Genomic DNA, 21,745 nt, shown 5'->3' with positions numbered 1-21,745 from the left:
AATTATTTAAATTAAACCCCCAAATAAAATAGTAGAATGGTAATTTATCTTGTTAAGGTAATTAATTTTTTAACGAAAAGTGGTTTTTAAAAACCCGACCATCTTGTAGTGTTACCGCAAACCAATAATCGTCTGCCGGCAATGGTTTGCCTTTGTATTTTCCATTCCAACCTTCGCCTGTAGGATTTAACTCTGTTAATAGTTTTCCATATCTATCAAAAATTAAAATTTTGGTATTGGGTTGAAACATGTTATTTACCCCTGCAATTTGCCAGGTATCGTTAATACCATCGTTGTTTGGAGTAAAATATTTAGGAAATCCTATTACCGAAACCAAATCGCTAACTTCACCACAGTTGTTTTTAGTGTCTTGAACATAAACGGTGTATATTCCAGGAGAAACATTTTCGAAAACTGGGCTTGCTTGATAAGGTTTAATAAGGCTGTTTTCACTATCGATTAATTGATACTCGTACTCGCCATTTCCTGTAACAAAAACAGTTATAGTGTTATTTTTTGAGACATCTTGTACTTCTATTTTTTCAAATTGAGCCACGTTTGAAGGTGACACAGTTACCGTTCTTGATTTCGAGCAGCCATTTGCGTTAGTTACCGTAACAGTGTAATTTTGAGCTTGATTGATATTAATTTCAAAAGTATTTTCTCCAGTGGACCAATTATAGGTGTATTCATTTGGTGTTCCTTCTAAAATACCGGCGTTAATTGGTATGGTATCTGGATGAAAATTTAGGCAATAATTTGTTATGTCTTCGGTATCTATTTCGGGAAGTTTATGAACAGTAAGTTGTACTTCGCTTATGCCATAACAATTGTTATTGTTTTCTACACGAGCGTATATAACTTGGGAATAAGGTGTGGTATTAACGTAATTTGTGTTTAGAGCGTTTTCCTCTAAAAGCGCATCGTCATAAGTTTCGTAATAACTAAGATTTAAATTTTGTTGATGACCTACGAGTACAAGACTGTCGGCTTCATTTAAGTTAAAGCGGTGAAAACCGTCTTCAGAGCCATCGTCGTCGCAAGCCGCAGGGAAATTAACATCATTAACATCGGTAACGCTTACACTAAGGGTTAATTCACAATAACTTGAACAGCCCGTGTCATCATTAAAGACTTCAACATAAATAGTTTGAGGATTGGACGTGTTATTAAAAGATTCTGGTGTAATTTCTACAGTTCTTGAAGCATCGCTATAAAATATAGCACTTCGGTCTGGCTCGTTATTTACTAAGTTATTGTAAGCTTCGTTTAAATTAAATGTTGTTAAACCATCAGGGTTGCCGTCCTCATCACATTGTAATAGTGTTGTATTTACTGCCGTTGGATTTGGTAAAAATGAAACAAAAGCATGACCCTCAATAGCACATTCACCATTGTTAGGTTCGATATACACTTGGTATTTTCCAGGTTGTGAAATATCTAAATCAAAATCGGTCTCTGGTATTAGAGTTTCATCCTGATACCATTGGTAAGTTGCTCCTGGAATTTTTAGCGATTCCAGTTTGTAATTTTCGCCATCACAAAGTGTTAAGCTACTCGATGAATCACCATTTTTTATAATATCGATTTGCGTGTTAAAAAATGATGAAACGAATGGCGGTAATCCTTGCGATGAATTAGCAGGAGATAAATCAATCGCGTTATGAATATAGTTACATAATAATCCTTGTACATTAGGGTTTTCAATTACGCCTAAAAAAGGTAAGCCTTGATCGTAAGTTGCACTTAATGCTCTATAAATTTTTCCGTTCGGACCTAGCTGTAAACCTCCACGGTATAGTTGTCGGTTGTCTAAAATAACTTCCGAATCACGAATAATAGGTGCTTTTAAATAATATTGAGCTAGTATTGAGGTATGGTTTTCAGGGTTTTCGCTACCAGCTCCAAAATAGTCATTGGAATAGGTTATGTACAGCATCTCACTATTTGGTGAAAATTCTATACCATAAGGGTTAAAATTTCCCGATGAATTTTTTAGTAATATATCGTTTGTAAATTTCCCTGTGGTCGTATCAAAATCGAACAAATGCAAATTTTCAGAGGCATTAGCACATGCCATTTTAGTACCATCCGGAGAGAGCTTTAAGTAACCTCGACCATCATTCGTGTTTAAGGTGGTAAACGTTGATTTTACGGGTGTGTTATTAATGCCATTAATATCCACCTCGAAAGCATAAAACGTGTTAAACGGGAAGCCTGTACCGTTTTGGTTTGCAAAAGTAACTACCCAAAATGTTTCGTCTACACAATCTTTTAAAACAGCTGTAACCTTTTCGGAGCACTCATTAACTAGGTTAATATTTTTATTTGTAATAGCACCCAAACCACCATCTAAACTCATATCTACCTCGGAATAGTTTAAACCGCGGTTTACCGGATTATTTTGGGTAATTTGTTCATCTACAGTAAAAATGTAATAAATAGTTGGATTTTGAGGTTTTGGAACAATAATGGCCGATTGTGTACTAGAAAAATCACCAATTAATCCTGTACCATTAACCATGACGTCATGGTTTCTGTTAAATACAGTAGAGCCATCGGTGTAGAATAATAAATTACCGTTTTCGTCTGATATTGATGTACAACCTTCGCGAGTATATAAATTACCGTCGGTTAAAGGCGTAACTTCACCGGTTAGGGTATTAAAATTAATTCCAGCATTTTCTCCGAAGTACCAGTTGGCAGCTTGGTTTTGAGAGTGCCCATAAACAACAGTAAATAAAATAAAGACTATGTATAATTTTTTCATCTTTTAAATAGCGATTGCTACCAAAGATATTACAAATCTCGTTTTTTTAATAATCTATATGATAAAAAGACGAATAAAGCCGACCAGCCTAAAACTATAATCAATTCGTTCCAATGTACTGCATAGTCGTAAACCAATTCACTTTTTTCGGGAAACTTACTCATTGCAATACGTTGAAAAGGCTGATCGATAAGTTTATACATGGCCTTAAGCGGAAAAAAATTTTGAATTTTTTCGGCAAATTGATGGTCGGATTGCCAAGTAATTAACCCAAAAGTAATCCATTCTACAATAAAAAGAATAAATAAAAAGGCGAGTGCAAATGCCGATCGTTTTACAAGCATGCCAAAAAATAAGCACAAGCTAAAAAAGCCAATGAGCTTAACAAAATAGGCCAACAAAAAATTGGTTTGCTGTATAATTATTGAAAATTCGTTATAACTGGAATAATACAAGCCAATACAAAGCGATATTAAGGCAATTAAAACGGTTGAAATTAATGAAAAGAATACAATGGTATAAAATTTAGAAAGTATAAATTCTTTTTTACTTAAACCATCTATTAGGTTTTGTTTTAGGGTTTTATTGCTGTATTCGTTACCAATCATACTTACAACAACTATGGCAAAAAAGAACTTGAATTGCGATGCAAAAAAGGTGGTTAAATGCCAGATTATTGGAAAGTTAAATACGCCTAATTCTCCTAATTCTAATGTGAAAAACCCAAATACATTGATTTTTAACGAGGACAAAAGAATAACAAAAAAGGGAAGTATAAATGATACAAAAATTAATATTTTACTAGTGCGATTTAACAGTAGTTTTTGTAGTTCTAGATTTAAAAGTCTAAACATGCTGCGGTTAGTTTTTTTGATTGTCGGTTAATTTTAAAAATTGTTCTTCTAGACTTTCTTTGCGTTGAACCAGATGCGTTAATATAATATTGTTTTCAAACAATAATTTGTTGAGGTCGTCCGATTTCATAGGTTCGTTTAAAAATGCCGTAACGAGCTGATCTTCAATTTTTATTTTTCCAAATTTAGAGTTGTTTTCAAGTAATTGAATTAATGTGTTTTGATTATCGCACCTTAATTCGAAAAAACCATGGCTAGAAATCATTTCATCAACACGACCAGAATATAATTTTACACCTTTGCGAAGTACAACAACGTGCGAGCATACTTTTTCAACTTCATCAAGCAAGTGCGATGCTAATAAAATTGTGGTGCCTTGGGCTGCAATTTGTTTTATAATTTCTCTAATTTGATGAATACCTTGAGGGTCTAAACCATTTGTTGGTTCATCTAAAATCAAAATTTCTGGATCGTTTAATAGGGCAGAAGCAATGGCTAAACGTTGTTTCATTCCTAACGAATAGGTTTTAAACTTACTTTCTTTACGATCTAAAAGACCAACAATTTCTAGTTTTTCGTCAATTTTACTTTCATTAACACCCTTAATTTTGCAAACCAATTTTAAGTTTTGTTCAGCAGTCATGTATGGGTAAAAGTTCGGGCGTTCAATAATGGCGCCTACTTTTTTTAAAGCATCATGCGTAGTAATGTTGCCATCAAACCAATGAAAATTTCCTTCGGTTTTATTTACAACATTTAAAACAATTCCAAGGGTTGTAGATTTTCCGCTTCCATTTGGTCCCAAAATACCATAAACATTGCCTTTGTTTATTGTGAACGAGAGGTTATTTACGGCGGTTAAACTGCCAAATTTTTTGGTGAGATTATTAATTGTAAGAATCGAATCCAAGCTATTTTAGGTTTTAATTACCAAGGTAACTGGTAAGTGTTAGTTAGAAGTAAGACGACAGCAGTTTAATTTTGTTACATATAAAATAAAGTGCTTTGTTATTTTTTAAATAACTTTACGCTATGCAAGACTTAAAAATTTCTAAAAAGAAACCGTCGTTTCCTATAAATGCGCAATTAAATAATTATTTAACCGAATACAATCGTAATATTAAAATTCCTATTTTTTATGATGATTTGCTTCGTTTTCAAGGTTCGATTGTGGTTTACGATAAAGATGATAACGATACTTTATGGATTCGTGTTTACTATAACGAATTTGAACGTGAAGAAATTGATTTATCGTTAAAAAAGGTATATACCATTTTACATTCGGATGGAAATGAAGAAACTATTCCGTTTTTAAGTGTTGATGCTATTGATTATTGCACCTTTGGTAACTCGAAACCGTTCCGAATAAAAGTTAGAAACATTTTAAACGATAATTACACCTATTTTTATGTGAAGACGGCTGATGCTTCTCGTGTTTATGGACTAGAATTAGAGCATATGTTATCGCCTTATAATTTGAATTTTTTGGTGTACAATAATACTTTAATTGAAGAACACATTGCAGGAATTCCGGGTGATGAATTTATAAAAAACCATTTGGATAAATGTGATAAATCTGAAAAATCTCAAATAGCCAAGGAGTTTGTAAAGTTTAACGAGCGTTGTATGATACGACTTTTAGGCGATATGCGTTCGTATAATTATGTTATTGTGCCAACACACGATTTCGACCATGTGGTTTATAAAATTAGGGCTATAGATTTCGATCAACAATCTTACGAGGGTAAGTTCAATATTTACAGACCACAGTTTTTTAAAGAAAATTTAAAAATGGTGGAATTGGTTTCAAGCAGCATGCAAAAATTATCCATAGGACAGTACAAAACCGAAGAACGATCTATTTTAGTAAAACGACTTAAAAGTTACCATAACCGCATTGGCGAGTTGTTAAGTTGTATGGAAGGCGACAGAATTTCGAACGATGACAATATAAAATTACTAACCGAGAAAATATTTGATTACACCCAAGATATCAATTTTAAAAACTGTAAAGGAATGGGCGAAATATTAAAATACTCGTTGGAGTTTTTAACCAGAAATTACGAAAATGTAAGTTTAGATAAATTGAAGTAGTTTTTCAACTTAATTCCAATGTTCGTCGAAGTCTAGGTTGTCGTAATCGTCTACATCAAGACCATCTTCAAACTCATCGTTAAAACTATCATCTAAATCGGCTTCAAATTGTTTCTCTGGTGCGTTGTCTGGTACTTGGCCTTGTACAAACATTAGGTTAGGGTAGTCGTGACCTTCAGATTCATCAACAATTTCAGCTAATTCTACATAAAAAGTCCACATACTTAAAAAGTCGTAAACGTAAATAAGTTTAGTTTGGGCTTCGTGAACCACGCTATCAAGCGAAGTTTCGTTCATTAAACGTGCAGAGCCATCATCGCTTAAATCGAACAACGAAATTTCTTCACCTTGTTCCCATGCATCATTACTAAGGTAAAACGATGCCATTTCGCTACCATCAAACCCAAACGACTGGGTAATAATGTTGTGTAATTCTTCAAGAGAATCGGTTTCACGAATTTCTAAATCGCGAAAAACATCTTCATCTGTCGTATCGTTGTCCAGTATAACTCTAAACCTATAAATCATTTGTAAAAAATTAGGCTACAAAGGTAGTCTTTTTATGTTATTTTGTAAACCTGTGTAATGTAAATGTTATGGCTGTTAATAAGAAAAATGCACCTATTTGATGTGCAACGCCTAACCAAACTGGAACCTGAAGCATAATAGTTAATACACCTAGTACAAATTGAAAAAATACTACAATTAAAATGCTATTTACTGCTCGATTTTGAGGTAAAGTTAAAATGAGTTTTCTCGATTTAATATAAACTAATACAACGCAAGCAACAACTATATACGCTAAGCATCGGTGTATAAATTGTACGCCGCTTTTACCTTCGAAAAAGTTTTTTATTAGCGGTGATTGTTCAATATATACGGTTTCGTGCATAAATTTACCTTCATTCATTAACGGCCAGTGGTTGTGAATAAAACCAGCGTCTAAACCGGCAACAAATGCGCCGTAAATAATTTGTAAAACTATTATAAAGTAGGTTAAACGTAAAAGATTTCTAAACGGAATATTGATTTCTTTTTTGCTTGGATAAATTAAATCTAGAGCGACCCAAAACGTATAGGCAAAGGTTAAAAAAGCGGTAGTTAAATGGGCAGCGAGCCTAAAGTGACTTACGTCTGGATTATCAATTAATCCGCTTTTTACCATATACCAACCTAAAAAACCTTGAAAAGCTCCCATACACAATAAAACAATAGCTTTTTTTATTGTTGGTTTACTAAGTTGCTTTGTAATTAAAAAATAAACAAAAGGCAGAAAAAATACCAAGCCAATAAACCTGCCAATAACACGGTGTAGCCATTCCCAGAAATAAATGTCTTTAAAATCTTGAAGATTAAAGTGATTGTTTAATTTTTGATATTCGGGGTATTGTTTGTATAAATTGAAAGCTTCTTGCCATTCGGTGTCATTCATTGGAGGAATAGTTCCCGAAATAAGTTTGTAATTTGAAATTGACAAACCAGAATGTGTTAAACGTGTTATACCGCCAACAATTACCATTATGAAAATGAGTAAACACCCCGTAAATAACCAGTAAATTACTTTTTTGTTGTCTTTCTTCATTTTTCAAATACTTTTTTAAAACACAGGCTGTTTTCAACATTTTTATAAGGACCGAAATTAGGAACAATTTGATACTTGTTTTTTTTATAAAAACTAACAGCTTCAATTTGCCTTTTCCCTGTTTCAAGAATACTAGCTTTGTAATTAAGCTCTGCAGCCCAATCTTCTAAAGCATGTAACACAGTTGTAGCAATATTTTTACCACGAGCTTCTGGCGATGTGAACATGCGTTTAATTTCAACCAAATTGTCATCGAATTGTTTAAAGGCGCCACAACCAACAGGTTTATCATTTAAGAAAGCAACAACACAATGTTTTAAAACATCAATATTATTGTATTGATTGTAAAAGTCGTGCTCATCGCCATCAACAACAGTTAAATAATTGTCTAGCTGTTTAACCAAGTTAATAAAGTTCTGGTTTTCAGAGTTTGTTCTTTCAATTTTTAACATGGTTAAACGCTTGTTTTTAGCCCAAGTTTTTCTCCTTTTTTAAGCATGAGTTTATAGGCTGCTTCGTGTTCGTTTGGTATATCGCCTTCAAGAATAGCTTCTTTGATGGCTTCTTTTATTACACCTATTTGCCTGCAAGGTTTTAGGTTGAACGTTTGCATAATTTCTTCTCCAGAAATTGGAGGTTGAAAATTACGAATGTGATCGCGCTCTTCAACTTCAACAATTTTTTCACGAACTATTTTAAAGTTATTGTGATACTTTTTAAACTTTTTTGGGTTTTTGGTGGTAATATCGGCTTCACAAAGCGTCATTAAATCATCTACATAATCGCCAGCATCAAAAACAAGACGTCGCACAGCAGAATCTGTAACTTCGTCGTTAGCCAAAACAATGGGGCGCGAACTCATAAATACCATTTTCTGGACAAATTTCATTTTGTCATTTAATGGCATTTTAAGGCGTTTAAATAAGTGAAAAACCATTTTTGAGCCTTCAAATTCGTGCGCATGAAAGGTCCAACCCACTTTCTTACTAAATCGTTTTGTGGGCGCTTTACCAATATCGTGCAATAAAGCAGCCCATCGTAGCCATAAATTATTGGTGTTTTTGGCAATATTATCTACGACTTCTAGGGTATGATAAAAGTTGTCTTTATGGCGCTGGCCTTCAACTTCATCAATACCTTTTAAAGCTGTTAATTCTGGTAAAATATATTGTAAAAGTCCTGTTTTTTCTAGTAACATAAAGCCAATTGACGGTTTTTCGCTTTCTAAAATTTTATTGAGTTCGGTAACAATACGCTCGTTAGTAATTATTTTAATGCGCTTATTATTTCTAGAAATGGCTTTTAGTGATTCTGCTTCAATTTTAAAATTTAATTGAGAGGCAAAACGAATGGCGCGCATCATACGTAATGGGTCGTCGCTGTACGTAATGTCTGGATCGAGCGGGGTACGAATGATTTTTTTATTTAAATCTGTAATACCACCAAAAGGATCAAGCAAATCACCAAAATTAGCTGCGTTTAGGCTTAAGGCTAATGCATTTATTGTGAAATCACGACGGTTTTGATCGTCTTGAAGCGTGCCGTTTTCAACCGATGGGTTTCGGCTGTTTTCGGTGTACGATTCTTTTCTGGCTCCAACAAATTCAATTTCAACATCTTCATAACGTAACATGGCTGTTCCGTAAGTTTTAAAAATTTGAACTTTAGGTTGGTTTGGTAAGTTTTTAGCAACTTGTTTTGCTAAATTTATGCCACTGCCAATAGCAACAACATCGATATCTTTAGCATTACCGCGTTGTAAAATATAATCGCGAACAAAACCGCCAATAACATAAGCATCTAGCTTAAGTTCTTGTGCAGATTGCGAAATTATTTTGAAAATTTTATTTTGAAGAGCTTCTTTGTAATTCATTTTTAATTGCCACGAATTTTTGAATATTAAGGTGGCGACTATTAGCGTATAATTTTAAACACACCATTATTACTAATTTTTATAATAGACGATGGTTTGTTGCAAACTTTTTCTTTTTGCAAATTTACAACATAATCTACGCCATTTAAAATATCGACACTTATTTCTTTAAAGGATTTAGGCGTAGGAGCACCACTAATATTTGCAGACGTAGAAACGAGTGCGCCATTAAGTCTGCGTGTAAGCCAAAAGCAAAAATCGTCGTCTGGAATCCTAATGGCAATACTACCATCTTCAGCAATTAAATTAGGTGCTAAATTTTTGGCTTGGTCGTAAATAATTGTGGTTGGCTTTTCGCTAACATCAATAATATCTTGAGCCGCTTTAGGTACTTGTGCCACGTGGTTTTTTAACATTCTATCGTCGGCAACCAAGCAAATTAAAGCTTTACTGTCTTCGCGTTGCTTTAAATGGTATATTTTTTTTACGGCCTCTGGGTTTGTGGCATCGCAACCAATGCCCCAAACAGTATCGGTGGGGTAGAGTATAATGCCACCAGATTTAAGGGTTTTAAGAGCGTTATTAATTTCGGTTTGCATGAAATGTATTCGTTTTTATAGGTCTAATTTTATTGTTTTCGTTATTTTGCGAATCTAAAGCATTATAATTCGTAATTACGTTGGCTAAAATACTAGTTTTGTTTCATTATATTTTAAGGTGTAATTAATTTTACTGTTGCTTTTTCAATTCAAATAGAGGTTATGCCTAAAAAAGAAAAAATTACAATGCGTTTAATACAGTTTACTGCCGGCACATCTTGGAGAGGACACGAACAGAAAATTATTTATTTATACGAAGCTTTTAAAGATTATGGCTTAGTTGAAGATCAATGGATTATTTGTCCGCATGATTCTGAGATAAGTAAAGTTGCCGAGAGTAAAGGAATGCAAGTCATAACATTTGATTTAAAATCGGAGTACGATTTAAAATTTTCAAAAAAATTAAAAGCTATATGCAATGAAAAAAATACAAATATGCTTTTTATTCATAGCAGTAAGGCGCATACCTTAGCAGTAATTTCATCCTTGTTATTTGGGTTAAAAATACCTTTAGTGCTTTGTCGTACCTTAACGAAGCGTGTTGATACAAACTTCTTTAGAAAATGGAAATACAACTACAAAGGCATAAAAAAGATATTATGTATTACACAGCCTGTTGTAGATGTTTTAAAGTTTGCTGTAAAAGATACGTCAAAGCTTCGTATTGTTGGTATTTTAACAGATATTAAAAAGTTTACAAAAACTAAAAAAACGGGAATTTTACACAAAGAATTTAATATTCCGGATGATTATAAAATAATTGGTAATATTGCCGACTTTAGTGATTTTAAGGATCATTTTACTTGGGTTAATACAGTAAAAGAACTAGTATCTAGAAATAATATTAAAGCCAAATATATTCTTGTTGGTAAGGGGGCCTTAGAAGCTCAAGTGCGAGCTCAAGTAAAAGCATTAAATCTTGAAGAGCATATTATATTTACTGGATTTAGAACAGATATTCCAGAGATTTTACCAGAATTTGATTTGTTTTTATTCACCTCTAAAGATGAACCAGCGGGAGGAGTGATTTTAGAGTCATATGCTTGTAGAATCCCAGTTGTAGCTGCTAACGCAGGAGGAGTTCCAGAGTTGGTAATAGATAAAGAAACAGCGTTGTTAGCAAAAGTGGAAAATCCTATTGATTTTGCTGATAAAGTAGAACTTTTACTGCAAGATGAAGAGCTTCAAGAAAAGTTTAAAACTAATGGTTACGAGTTTTTAAAAAATAACTTTACTAAAGAAGTGATTGCAAATAAAATGTTTGAAGAATTAAATGAAGTTTTAATAGCTGAAAACAATAGAGAAGTCAGTTAATGAAGAATGTACGAATAGATAGCAATTATAAAATAAATGAAGCTGCGCTAAACGAATTTGTAGAGAAGTTTGATGCGCGCGGAGAAAAATTCACGAATCAAAATCGAAATAAACTTAAAATTTTCGATTTAAATGATTTTAAAGTAGTTATAAAATCATTTAAAATACCAAATTTAGTTAATCAGCTGGCATATAGTTTTTTTAGGAAAAGCAAAGCCAGACGCTCTTTTGAGTACGCTAAAAAATTATTAGCTCTAGGAATTAAAACGCCAGAACCTATTGGTTATTTTGAATATAAACAATTCGGATTGTTTAAAAAAAGCTATTATTTGAGTAAGCATTTTAATTATGATTTTACCATAAGAGCATTAGTTGATGATGATAATTACCCAAATTACGATCAGATTTTAAGAGCCTTTACGCGGTTTACATTTAAGTTACACGAAAACAAAATTAATTTTCTAGATCATTCACCAGGAAATACATTAATAAAGAAAACCGAAACCGGTTACGAATTTTATTTGGTAGATTTAAACCGAATGAATTTTGAAGAAATGGATTTTGATGCAAGAATGAATAATTTTGCACGTTTATCGCCGCGCGGAAAAATGCTTTCGGTAATGTCAAGCGAATATGCCACACTTTTAGATGATAAAACAGAAGCTCAAGTTAAAGAGCGTATGTTGTATTTTTCAAAACAATTTTCACATAAATTTAAGGCCAGAGAGCGTTTTAAGAAAAAGTACTTTTTCTGGAGAAAAAAAAGAAAATAGCACTTACTTTTCTTTATACAATCCCAATTTACGTTTTAGAATTTTATTGTAGTATTTAAAATACGAATCTAAATAGTTTCTAAAACTGGTAATAAACCATTTGTTTTGCGGAACATTGTTAGCTAATATAAATTCTTGTTTTTGTTTAGATAGCTTAAAGTGAGTTAAAAAGTAATTGATATCAACTTTACTAAAACCTGTAAATTCATTAATCATATTTTCTTCATGAATTATAGAAGACCAAATACGGCAATCTCCAATGGTTTTTAGCTTGGTTTCATATTTCCAGTGCATGTGTTTTCTGTAATACATGCCTTTTGGGTTTTCGTTTTTCTCTATTAGCGATATAAACGGATTAAATTTTTGAAGTTTGTATCCAACTCTAACCTGTGGTGTGATTTGTAAAGTGTAGCCATCAATAAAATCTAATGCTAAATAATCTTGTTTATTAAACTGTTTTTGTACTTCGTTTACAAAATGAATACTTAAACAGTCGTCATTATCTAAACCACTTGTTATAACGTACTCTTTAGGGCTGGCAGCTAATTTACTTTGTAAATCTGGTAAAAACTGCGTCATGCCATCAACAAAAACAGGTCTAAATTGAGCAGACGCGTTTTCTAAATCTTTTATTTTTTCTTTATATGTTTCAGGTGTATTAACATCAAAATATACTAGCCAAGTAAAATTTTTATTAGTTTGTGCCGCAACACTCGAAAAGCAAAAGTTTGTAAATAACTCAAACCTGTTTTTTAACCAAAGATCAGTTAAAACCACTTGCTGGCGCTTGTTATGAGTCCAGTCTTCTCGTCTTAAATTAAATCGGGTCACTATATAATGATCAAACATATTGTTGTTTTTAACTATTCTTCTTAATTAATTCACGCAATTTTATATACTTTAAAAACCGAATATTGGCAGTTTGTACAGATATTATAAATCCGTTTAAGCCATCTAAAAAACCAAGTTTTACAATATACGATTGTATAAAAGCCCAAGTAGGGTTTAAAATGATTTTATAAACAGGTGCTTTCTTTCCAAGTTTAAAATTTGATTCGGCCGATATGCTTGAAAACTTCTCTACACGCTGGTTAAATTCGGAATAACTTTGGTAAGTGTGGTGTAAAATATCACCTTTTAGCAGTGCAGCTTTACTATCTTTATTAAAAAACTTTACCGAGTCGTGTGGGTTTAAACCGCCCCATTTTGCTTTAGTTTTATCAAAAACACGGAGTTTTTTATCAGGATACCAGGTGGTGTGCTTAATCCACTGTCCGCAAAAATAATTTAATCGCTTTGCGATATAACCATCGTAAACCCAATTCGATTTCAAATTTAAAATCGATTGTTTTAAGGTTTCCGATAAATACTCATCGGCATCTAAACATACCACATGGTTGTAGGTTGCTTTACTTAAAGCAAAGTTTTTCTGCTCGACGTAACCTAAAAAAGCTTGTTCAATAAAAGTGACGTTATATTTCTGGCAAATGGCTTTGGTGTGGTCTGTTGAAAGGGAATCGACTACAACAATTTCATCAACAATACCAACTAAAGATTGCAGGCAGGTTTCAATCTTGTCTTCTTCGTTGTAGGTAATAATAACACCAGATAGTTTAAGCATTAATGCATATAATTTAGGGTAAAAATACTTAATTTTACGGTATGGACAAGCCGCTTGCATCAGTTATAATTACAACCTATAATAAGCCAGAATTTTTAAAATTGGTATTGTTAAGTTACAGCCTACAAACTGTTAAAAATTTTGAACTTATTATTGCCGATGATGGTTCTGGAGATGAAACAAAACAAGTTATTGAAGATTTTAAGGAGAATACAAACTTGGTAATTAATTATGTTTGGCACGAAGATAAAGGCTTCAGAAAAACCGAAATTTTAAATAAAGCCATACGTAAAACTAATGCAGATTATTTAATTTTTACAGATGGCGATTGTATAGCTAGAAAAGATTTTGTGGAAACACATCTAAGTCTTCAAAAAGAAAATTCGGCACTTTCTGGAGGATATTTTAAATTAACTCAAGAAGTTTCAGAAAAAATAACGAATAAAGTAGTTGAAAATCAGGAATGTTTTAATAAAAATTGGTTGTTAAGTCACGGTCAGCCTAAGTCTTTCAAATTAAATAAATTAACTAAGCATAAGTTTAAAGCTAAGTTTTTAAACACAGTAACGCCCACCAAAGCAACCTTTGATGGCATGAATGTATCTTGTTGGAAAAAAGATATGTTGGCAGTAAATGGCTTTAACGAGCAAATGCAATACGGCGGGTTAGATCGTGAAGTTGGTGAGCGCATGATGAATAAAGGAGTAACATTTTTACAAATTAGATATAGTGCCATTTGTGTACATTTGCACCACCATAGACCTTATAAAAATGAAGAAACCCTAAAGTTGAACAAGAAAATAAGGCAAAACAATAAAAAGAACAAAACTGTAGTTACCAAATTTGGTATAACAAAATACGAATGAAGCAACCTGAAATATCTGTAATAATAAGTACTTACAATGCTGAAGCTTGGTTAGAAAAAGTAATGTGGAGTTACCACAAACAAAGCTTTAAAAACTTTGAAATGGTAATTGCCGACGATGGCTCGAAACAACCAACCTTTAGTTTAATTGAAAAAATGCAAAAGCTTGTCGATTATCCTATTATTCACGTTTGGCATGAGGATAACGGATTTCAAAAGTCGCAAATATTAAACAAGGCGGTTTTAAAATGTAATGCCGATTACATTTTAATGAGTGATGGCGATTGTATGGCACGAGAAGATTTTGTACAAGTACATGTTGATAAAAAAGAACCAGGTTATTTTTTGTCTGGAGGTTATTTTATGCTACCCATGGATATATCCAAAGCTATAACCAAAGACGATATTTTTAATCAAAATCCATTTAACGCGGCTTGGTTAAAGTTAAAAGGTTTAAAAGCATCTTTTAAAAATAACAAACTAACAGCTAAGGGTTTTAAAGCCAAGTTTTTAAATGCGGTGACGCCTACAACACCAAGTTGGAATGGACATAACGCATCGGGCTGGAAAAAAGATATTTTAGCGATAAATGGCTTTGATGAGCGCATGCAGTACGGTGGGCAAGATCGTGAATTGGGCGAGCGGTTGTTTAATTATGGTATAAAATCGAAGCAAATTAGGTATAGTGCTATTTGCGTGCATCTGGACCACCCTAGAGGTTATAAAACTCAAGAATCTATAAACAAAAATTTAGCAATTAGGGCCACTACAAAAAAGGAAAAACTTGCTTGGACCGATTACGGTATTGTTAAAAAGGATTGAGATTTATGTTTGATAAATCAACAATTTATGTAGTGTTTGTCAACCTGAACGTGTTTCAGGTTCTTATTAAAAAACTAGTTTTCTTCTAAAAAGAGTTTTAATTGGTCTACAATTAAATTAGGTGTAAAAGCTTTATAGAGGCTTTTATAATTCGCTTTTAAGTATTTTTTCGATGTATTAGTGTAAAGTTCGGGTTTTACGTCGTTTAAATGTATAGAAACGTGAGTTTTTCCATCCTCAAACATATTCCAGGCGGCTTTTGTAATCCAAGGAGAAAAAATGGTAAACGTTGGTACATCAATAGCTTTGGCCATATTTACAGCCCCACCTTCGTTACCTATTAGGGCGGTACAGTGTTTGGTTATGGCAATAAATTCGCGTAGGGTTTTACCAAAAACATCAAATTTAATGTGTTTTTGTGTTTCTGGTTTACACGTATTGTAAATGGCTTTGGCGTCTTCTTCTTGATTTGGAATATAATTAAAAAGAATTTGACCTTGGGTTGCAATAACAAGGGCATCAAGGAGTTCGGCCATGTAATTAAAAGGATAAGTTTTCTTTTGGCTGCTTCCTAAAACACTTATCATATAAATAGGCTTTAACAAGTCCAAGCCATGATTCAGTAAAAATGCTTTGGAATGTTTAAGCTCTTCTGGTGTTAAATAAATTTTAGGAGTTTGGTTTTTAGGCTTATAGTTTAAAATAGGTTTTAAAAGTTGTAATCTATTTTCTATGGCTAAACCTGCAGGTGTTTTAGGGGTTGTAGCATCTGCAAAGGTATGGGTATAAATAAACGCACTGTACCATTTGTACTTTGAGATTCTAATATTTGCAGAAGATATGTAACTTATCACATTACTGGAGAATTTGGAGTAAACATCAATAACAATATCGTATTTTTCCTTTTTAATGCGTTGTGCAAACCTAAATAAGGCTTTTTTACTTTTAGCTTCCTTTTTGGTGTAGTAAATAACATTGTTAATAAACGGATGGTGTTTTATAACCGGAGAGGTGTGCTCGTTTATTAAATAGTCTAACTGGGCTTCAGGAAATTCAACGTTCAAGGCTTCAAATAAAATGCTACTGGTAAGCACATCACCAATCATTTTTTGTTGAATAATTAATATTTTCATCTAAAAGTAAGTATAAAAAAACTCCCAAATTCCGAATTGATAATTTAAGAATTTGGGAGTGAATATAGTGTTTGTTTTAAACCGCAACATCATTTTCACGAAGCGCATCGTTTAAAGACGTTTTCTTATCTGTACTTTCTTTACGCTTACCAATAATTAAAGCACATGGTACTTGATATTCTCCAGCAGGGAATGTTTTAGTATAACTTCCAGGAATTACAACCGAACGAGCCGGTACGCGACCTTTCATTTCTAAAGGTTCATCTCCAGTAACGTCAATAATTTTTGTACTCATGGTTAATACAACGTTAGCTCCTAAAACAGCTTCTTTTTCAACGTGTACACCTTCAACAACAATACAGCGAGATCCTACAAATACATTGTCTTCAATAATAACCGGAGCAGCTTGTAATGGCTCTAAAACACCACCAATACCAACACCACCAGAAAGGTGGACATGCTTTCCAATTTGTGCACAACTACCAACAGTAGCCCATGTGTCAACCATTGTACCTTCATCTACATAAGCACCAATATTTACATAACTAGGCATTAAAATAGTACCAGGAGATAGGTAAGAGCCTTGACGTGCAGAAGCACCAGGAACAACGCGAACACCTTGCCCAGCATAGTCTGTTTTTAAAGGCATTTTGTCATGGTATTCAAATACACCGGCTTCTAAAGTTTCCATTTTTTGAATTGGGAAATAAAGCACAACAGCTTTCTTTACCCATTCATTCACTTGCCATCCATCTGCAGTTGGTTCAGCTACTCGTAATTCGCCTTTGTCTAATTTTTCAATTACAGCTCTAATCGCATTGGTAGTAGCTTCATCTTTTAAAAGCGAGCGGTCATCCCACGCCTTTTCTATGATTTGTTGTAACTCAGTCATTGTATGATTTAATTTTTTGGCAAATATAATAGGTATACTCAAAAAAACATGATTAAGTCGTTCTTAAATGTTCAGTTTATAGAAAAAAAGACTCATTTTTTTACTCGATGAACGGTATGTTTGTCTTTGAATGGCAGGTTTCGTTCGTTTAATTACAAATTTCGTGTATTTAACCCGTAAAATGCTGCTTTTAATCGGTTTAACGAGCAAAATATGCCACTGGTCTTATAAACGAAAATACTAGTGTTTACAACTATTTTTTTGCGTTTGAAACCCGCCGTCGGTATATATTTGAAGTGTAAAACAACAACAGTCACATGAAAACAAATTTATACATATTATTAGTTTTTTTATTAAGTGTTTCTTTTGCTTCTGCTCAAAATACTTCTGAAGTTACTGAAACTGTAAATACTGTTACTGTTGAAAATGATAACGAAATTATCGCTACACAAGTTAAAATTGAAAACGAAACTTTATTAATTGATGCCGACGAGTTAAAGAAAACTATTGCTCGTGGAGCTAGCGATATTAGAAAATACTTAATTAGAGAAAGAAATGCAGGAAATATTACTGTTGTATTTCCTAAATCAAATAAAGCTGTTAAGGCTTAATAACAACGTTCAAATATTATTAATTTAAGGTTAACATTTAACTAAGGCTGTTTGTAAAAACAGCTTTTCCTATTTTTATTACCTTTGTTTTATGGGGAGAATTTTGGCATTAGACTTTGGAACAAAGCGTACAGGTATAGCTGTAACAGATGAATTACAAATAATTGCATCGGGGTTAACTACGATAGATACTAAAGATTTATTAAACTTTTTACAGGAATATATTAACAAAGAAGTAGTAGAATTATTTGTTATTGGAGAACCTAAACAAATGGATAATACGGCTTCACAAAGCGAAAAGTATATAAAAGAGTTTATATCTAAGTTACAAAAGAATATGCCTAATATTAAAATTGAACGCGTAGACGAACGTTTCACCTCAAAAATGGCATTTCAAACCATGATTGACAGCGGATTAAAAAAGAAACAGCGACAAAACAAAGCATTAATAGATGAAATAAGCGCTACCTTAATTTTACAGAATTATCTGTATTCAAAATAAAATATTAACTTTTTGTAACAATACGTTATAAGTTAGTATTTTTGCGCCAACAAAAAATAAAGCATGATATTACCCATTGTAGCATACGGCGATCCTGTATTAAGAAAAAAAGCGACAGACATAGCTAAAGATTATCCAAAATTGAATGATTTGATAGATAATATGTTTGAAACTATGTACAATGCTTATGGTGTTGGTTTGGCAGCACCACAAATAGGTTTACCAATTAGGATGTTTCTTGTAGATACAACGCCTTTCTCTGAAGATGAAGATTTGTCTAAAGAGGAACAAGCTGCCTTAAAAGTATTTAAAAAAGTATTCATTAATGCTAAAATAACAAAAGAAGAAGGTGAAGAATGGGTGTTTAATGAGGGGTGTTTAAGTATTCCAGATGTAAGAGAAGATGTATCTAGAAAACCAAAAGTAACTATAGAATATTTTGATGAAAAGTTCAATAAACATATTGAAACTTATGATGGTTTAGTAGCTAGAGTTATTCAGCATGAATATGACCATATTGAAGGTGTTTTATTTACTGATAAACTATCCAGCTTCAAAAAACGAATTATAAAAGGAAGACTGGCCAATATCTCAAAAGGAAAAATAAGAGTAGATTACAGAATGCGTTTTCCGGCCGAAAAAAAGAAAAGATAACTTGCAAATTTTAAGTAAACAATTAAATTTGCTGTCCAAAAAATAACTTAATGAGTTTAGAAAAAGTTTTAGCCATTTCTGGTAAACCAGGTTTATACAAATTAGTAGCGCAAACACGTGGTGGTTTTGTTGCCGAATCATTAATCGATAATAAACGTATATCGGTAACCATGCAAAACAACGTAAGTGTTTTAAGTGAAATCGCCATTTATACTTTAGAAGAAGAAGTGCCATTACACGCTGTTTTAAAGAAAATAAAAGATAAGGAGAATGGTGAAATCGCATCTGTTAAACCAAAAGATAGCAAAGATAAATTAGAAGAATATTTTTTCGATATTTTACCTAATTATGATGAAGATAGAGTGTATGCCAGCGATATTAAAAAGGTAATACAATGGTATAATTTATTACAAAAGCATAGTATGTTAGATTTGTTGGAAGTAGAAGCGAATGCAGAAATCACCGACGAAGAAGAATAGTAAATAAAACCTAGATATAAAAACCCCTTTTTTTAAGGGGTTTTTTTATGCCTTTTTCTGAAAGTTTTGTTAAAGAAATACGACAATATAAGAACTCAACTAACAAATTATTTTCAAAATGACTGCACTTTGGTTTTTCGAAGATGTAAACCTTTTTAAAGTTTTATGTCCACACAAGTTTAAAAAATACAAACAAACACATCGCTTTAATAATTATAAAAAAGAAGATTATATTTATTTTGAAGCCGATTCTTCCAACAAAGTTTTTTTAATAGAAAAAGGGAAAGTTAAAATAGGATACTATAACGAAGATGGATCTGAGGTTATTAAATCAATTTTAACTAAAGGACAGCTTTTTGGTGAAAAAGCCATATTAGGCGAAAATAATCGCGATGAGTTCGCACAATCTTTAGATAATACTACTAGTATTTGTCCCATAAGTGTAGACACTATGCACGATTTAATGAGAGACAACCAAACCTTTAGTTTTAAAGTCTACAAGTTTATAGGTTTTAAATTTCAAAAACTAGAAAGACGCCTTAAGTTATTAATGTTTAAAGATGCCAAAACACGCTTAAAGGAGTTTTTAGAAGATTTATGTACAGACTACGGGTACGATTGTGAAAAAACAGGGCATAAAGTTATTCAGCATCCATATACTCAAAAAGACATTGCTTCACTTATAGGAACTTCACGACCAACATTAAATATTCTTTTAAACGAATTAAAAGAAAAAAAACTCATTGAATTCAATAGAAAAGAAATAATTATTTACCAAAAAATCGCCTAATGTTAGCTAGCTAACATTTAATACTTTAAGCATAGTGTAATTTTGATTTAAGAAAACAAAAAACAAAAAACACTATGATTAAAAAAGTATTATTAGGCTTAATAGCCTCGACATTTTTATTTGTGTCTTGCGAGGACGACGATACAAATTTAGTTGCTACAAATGGAGGAACTTTATCTGGAGGACCTTTTACATTTTACGTAGACGGAACATCAGATTACGTTTCTGGAATTTCTTTATCTAGCGATGTAGAAGGTGCAAATTCAACTTATGTAATTACGGACGATGCTGGTACCATTCTTGGTTTGCCAACTACTTTAACCGATCTTCAAGGTGTAGATTTTGATGGTGCTGGAGTAGGTGTATGTTTAATATGGCACTTGGCTTACGAAAATGGCTTATCTGGTTTAGAGGCAGGAAACTCTACAGCAGATTTATCTGGAAACTTCGATTTGTCAAACAGTTTAACTGTAAATCGTTTAGGTGGCCCTGATGCAGGAACCTTAGTTGGAGGACCTTTTACCTTTACAGTTGGTGATGGTATGGAAGATATGGTATCTGGAATTACCAATTCGGGTACAGTAAACGGAACTAATTTTTCTTATGTAATTACAGATGAGTCTGGAAATATTTTAGGATTACCAGGAACTTTAAGCGATTTAGAAGGTGTTAATTTTGATGGTGCAGGAGTTGGAGTGTGCTTAATTTGGTACGTTCGTTACGAAGATGGTTTATCTGGACTAGAAGCAGGACAAAACGCTAACGATTTATCTGGTATTTTCGATCTATCTAATAGTTTAACAGTAAATAGAGAAGCTTATACTAATGCAGGTATGTTAGAAGGTGGTCCGTTTACATTTACTGTAGGAGATGGAGTAGCCGATATGGTTTCTGGAATTACAAATTCTGAAACGACTGCAGGTACTAACGCCTCTTATATAATTACAGATGAAGCTGGAACAATTTTAGGTTTACCAGGAACAATAACCGATGTTGAAGGTGTAGATTTTGATGGAGCAGGAGCAGGAGTATGTTTAATTTGGTATATCAGATATGAAGATGATTTAATGGGATTAGCTATGGGGGAAAGCGCAAGTAACTTATCAGGTACTTTCGATTTGTCTAATAGCATTACAGTTAACAGAGAAGCTTATACAAGCGCGGGTATGTTAGAAGGCGGGCCTTTTAACTTTACAGTAGGAGATGGTATAGCAGATTATGTTTCTGGAATTACAGTTTCTGGAACTACGAGCGGAACAAACAGCTCTTATATAATTACAGATGCCAACGGAACTATTTTAGGATTGCCAGGAACTATAGCTGATGTTGAAGGTGTTAATTTTGATGGTGCAGGAGTAGGTGTATGTTTAATTTGGTATATCCGTTACGAAAATGGTTTAATGGGCTTAGCCATGGGTGAAAGTACTAGTAACTTAAGTGGAAATTTCGATTTGTCGAACTCAATTACGGTGAATAGAAATAATTAATTATTAGTGTAAGTTGAGTTTAATTGAGAA

The 21,745-nt window shown here is 32.8% G+C and carries 23 protein-coding genes; 11 read left to right on the top strand and 12 right to left on the bottom strand.

Annotated features, from left to right (window positions below):
* Positions 1 to 61: 61 nt before the first annotated feature.
* From PW52_RS12650 to PW52_RS12640, 3 genes are read right to left on the bottom strand one after another with little or no spacing between them, the layout of a single operon-like run.
* Positions 62 to 2,770, bottom strand: a complete 2,709-nt coding sequence (locus PW52_RS12650) for a T9SS type B sorting domain-containing protein (RefSeq protein WP_044633329.1) — start codon at positions 2,768 to 2,770, stop codon at positions 62 to 64.
* Positions 2,771 to 2,799: 29 nt separating this feature from the next.
* Entirely contained in the window at positions 2,800 to 3,624 is an 825-nt protein-coding gene (locus tag PW52_RS12645; protein ID WP_044633328.1) for an ABC transporter permease, read from the bottom strand.
* A gap of 7 nt (positions 3,625 to 3,631) precedes the next feature.
* Entirely contained in the window at positions 3,632 to 4,534 is a 903-nt protein-coding gene (locus tag PW52_RS12640) for an ABC transporter ATP-binding protein (protein WP_044633327.1), read from the bottom strand.
* 122 nt (positions 4,535 to 4,656) lie between these two features.
* Here PW52_RS12640 and PW52_RS12635 point away from each other — a divergent pair, with 122 nt between their 5' ends.
* Positions 4,657 to 5,718 (top strand): hypothetical protein, encoded by a 1,062-nt coding sequence (locus tag PW52_RS12635; RefSeq protein ID WP_044633326.1) that lies wholly within the window; start codon positions 4,657 to 4,659, stop codon positions 5,716 to 5,718.
* A gap of 9 nt (positions 5,719 to 5,727) precedes the next feature.
* Here the strand turns inward: PW52_RS12635 and PW52_RS12630 are convergent, their stop codons facing one another.
* From PW52_RS12630 to PW52_RS12610, 5 genes are read right to left on the bottom strand one after another with little or no spacing between them, the layout of a single operon-like run.
* Positions 5,728 to 6,246, bottom strand: coding sequence for an IS1096 element passenger TnpR family protein (locus PW52_RS12630; RefSeq protein WP_044633325.1), 519 nt, complete (start codon positions 6,244 to 6,246; stop codon positions 5,728 to 5,730).
* A gap of 37 nt (positions 6,247 to 6,283) precedes the next feature.
* Positions 6,284 to 7,300, bottom strand: a complete 1,017-nt coding sequence (locus PW52_RS12625; protein ID WP_044633324.1) for a COX15/CtaA family protein — start codon at positions 7,298 to 7,300, stop codon at positions 6,284 to 6,286.
* Positions 7,297 to 7,752, bottom strand: coding sequence for a GNAT family N-acetyltransferase (locus PW52_RS12620; RefSeq protein WP_044633323.1), 456 nt, complete (start codon positions 7,750 to 7,752; stop codon positions 7,297 to 7,299). The genes PW52_RS12625 and PW52_RS12620 overlap by 4 nt, the downstream gene beginning before the upstream one ends.
* 2 nt (positions 7,753 to 7,754) lie before the next feature.
* Positions 7,755 to 9,173, bottom strand: coding sequence for a CCA tRNA nucleotidyltransferase (locus PW52_RS12615; protein WP_044633322.1), 1,419 nt, complete (start codon positions 9,171 to 9,173; stop codon positions 7,755 to 7,757).
* A 41-nt stretch (positions 9,174 to 9,214) separates the two neighbouring features.
* Positions 9,215 to 9,772: an L-threonylcarbamoyladenylate synthase gene (locus PW52_RS12610; protein WP_044633321.1), complete on the bottom strand. Its 558-nt coding sequence runs from the start codon at positions 9,770 to 9,772 to the stop codon at positions 9,215 to 9,217.
* A gap of 162 nt (positions 9,773 to 9,934) precedes the next feature.
* On the opposite strand from PW52_RS12610, the gene PW52_RS12605 reads away from it, so the two are divergent.
* A complete protein-coding gene (locus tag PW52_RS12605; protein ID WP_044633320.1) occupies positions 9,935 to 11,086 on the top strand; it encodes a glycosyltransferase family 4 protein in 1,152 nt (383 codons plus the stop codon).
* The gene (locus tag PW52_RS12600; protein WP_044633319.1) at positions 11,086 to 11,859 is read left to right on the top strand and encodes a lipopolysaccharide kinase InaA family protein; all 774 of its coding nucleotides are present in this window, start codon (positions 11,086 to 11,088) and stop codon (positions 11,857 to 11,859) included. The genes PW52_RS12605 and PW52_RS12600 overlap by 1 nt, the downstream gene beginning before the upstream one ends.
* A 3-nt stretch (positions 11,860 to 11,862) precedes the next feature.
* Here PW52_RS12600 and PW52_RS12595 read toward each other — a convergent pair whose 3' ends face one another.
* Positions 11,863 to 12,708 (bottom strand): glycosyltransferase, encoded by an 846-nt coding sequence (locus PW52_RS12595; protein ID WP_044633318.1) that lies wholly within the window; start codon positions 12,706 to 12,708, stop codon positions 11,863 to 11,865.
* A gap of 10 nt (positions 12,709 to 12,718) precedes the next feature.
* Positions 12,719 to 13,480 (bottom strand): glycosyltransferase family 2 protein, encoded by a 762-nt coding sequence (locus PW52_RS12590; RefSeq protein ID WP_044633406.1) that lies wholly within the window; start codon positions 13,478 to 13,480, stop codon positions 12,719 to 12,721.
* Positions 13,481 to 13,521: 41 nt separating this feature from the next.
* On the opposite strand from PW52_RS12590, the gene PW52_RS12585 reads away from it, so the two are divergent.
* A complete protein-coding gene (locus PW52_RS12585) occupies positions 13,522 to 14,346 on the top strand; it encodes a glycosyltransferase family 2 protein (RefSeq protein WP_044633317.1) in 825 nt (274 codons plus the stop codon).
* Positions 14,343 to 15,167, top strand: a complete 825-nt coding sequence (locus PW52_RS12580; protein ID WP_044633316.1) for a glycosyltransferase family 2 protein — start codon at positions 14,343 to 14,345, stop codon at positions 15,165 to 15,167. Before PW52_RS12585 ends, PW52_RS12580 begins: the two co-directional genes overlap by 4 nt.
* Before the next feature lie 74 nt (positions 15,168 to 15,241).
* On the opposite strand, the gene PW52_RS12575 is transcribed toward PW52_RS12580, so the two are convergent.
* Positions 15,242 to 16,300: a glycosyltransferase family 9 protein gene (locus tag PW52_RS12575; RefSeq protein ID WP_044633315.1), complete on the bottom strand. Its 1,059-nt coding sequence runs from the start codon at positions 16,298 to 16,300 to the stop codon at positions 15,242 to 15,244.
* Positions 16,301 to 16,376: 76 nt separating this feature from the next.
* Positions 16,377 to 17,192: a 2,3,4,5-tetrahydropyridine-2,6-dicarboxylate N-succinyltransferase gene (locus tag PW52_RS12570; RefSeq protein WP_044633314.1), complete on the bottom strand. Its 816-nt coding sequence runs from the start codon at positions 17,190 to 17,192 to the stop codon at positions 16,377 to 16,379.
* 317 nt (positions 17,193 to 17,509) lie between these two features.
* Here PW52_RS12570 and PW52_RS12565 point away from each other — a divergent pair, with 317 nt between their 5' ends.
* From PW52_RS12565 to PW52_RS12540, 6 genes are all read left to right on the top strand, one after another.
* On the top strand, positions 17,510 to 17,803 hold the full coding sequence (locus PW52_RS12565; RefSeq protein ID WP_044633313.1) for a hypothetical protein: 294 nt from the start codon (positions 17,510 to 17,512) through the stop codon (positions 17,801 to 17,803).
* Between the two features lie 91 nt (positions 17,804 to 17,894).
* On the top strand, positions 17,895 to 18,305 hold the full coding sequence (ruvX, locus tag PW52_RS12560) for a Holliday junction resolvase RuvX (RefSeq protein ID WP_044633312.1): 411 nt from the start codon (positions 17,895 to 17,897) through the stop codon (positions 18,303 to 18,305).
* A gap of 63 nt (positions 18,306 to 18,368) precedes the next feature.
* On the top strand, positions 18,369 to 18,959 hold the full coding sequence (gene def, locus PW52_RS12555; protein WP_044633311.1) for a peptide deformylase: 591 nt from the start codon (positions 18,369 to 18,371) through the stop codon (positions 18,957 to 18,959).
* A gap of 50 nt (positions 18,960 to 19,009) precedes the next feature.
* The gene (locus PW52_RS12550) at positions 19,010 to 19,438 is read left to right on the top strand and encodes a DUF5606 family protein (RefSeq protein ID WP_044633310.1); all 429 of its coding nucleotides are present in this window, start codon (positions 19,010 to 19,012) and stop codon (positions 19,436 to 19,438) included.
* Positions 19,439 to 19,556: 118 nt separating this feature from the next.
* Entirely contained in the window at positions 19,557 to 20,228 is a 672-nt protein-coding gene (locus PW52_RS12545) for a Crp/Fnr family transcriptional regulator (protein ID WP_044633309.1), read from the top strand.
* Between the two features lie 74 nt (positions 20,229 to 20,302).
* Positions 20,303 to 21,715 (top strand): hypothetical protein, encoded by a 1,413-nt coding sequence (locus PW52_RS12540; RefSeq protein WP_117584380.1) that lies wholly within the window; start codon positions 20,303 to 20,305, stop codon positions 21,713 to 21,715.
* Positions 21,716 to 21,745: the final 30 nt, after the last annotated feature.

It is taken from the genome of Neotamlana sedimentorum (genome assembly GCF_000943565.1).
GTDB classification, from domain to species: Bacteria; Bacteroidota; Bacteroidia; order Flavobacteriales; family Flavobacteriaceae; genus Neotamlana; species Neotamlana sedimentorum.
The sequence above is the reverse complement of the archived record's forward strand: the minus strand, read 5'-3'. Positions and strand labels throughout refer to the sequence as shown.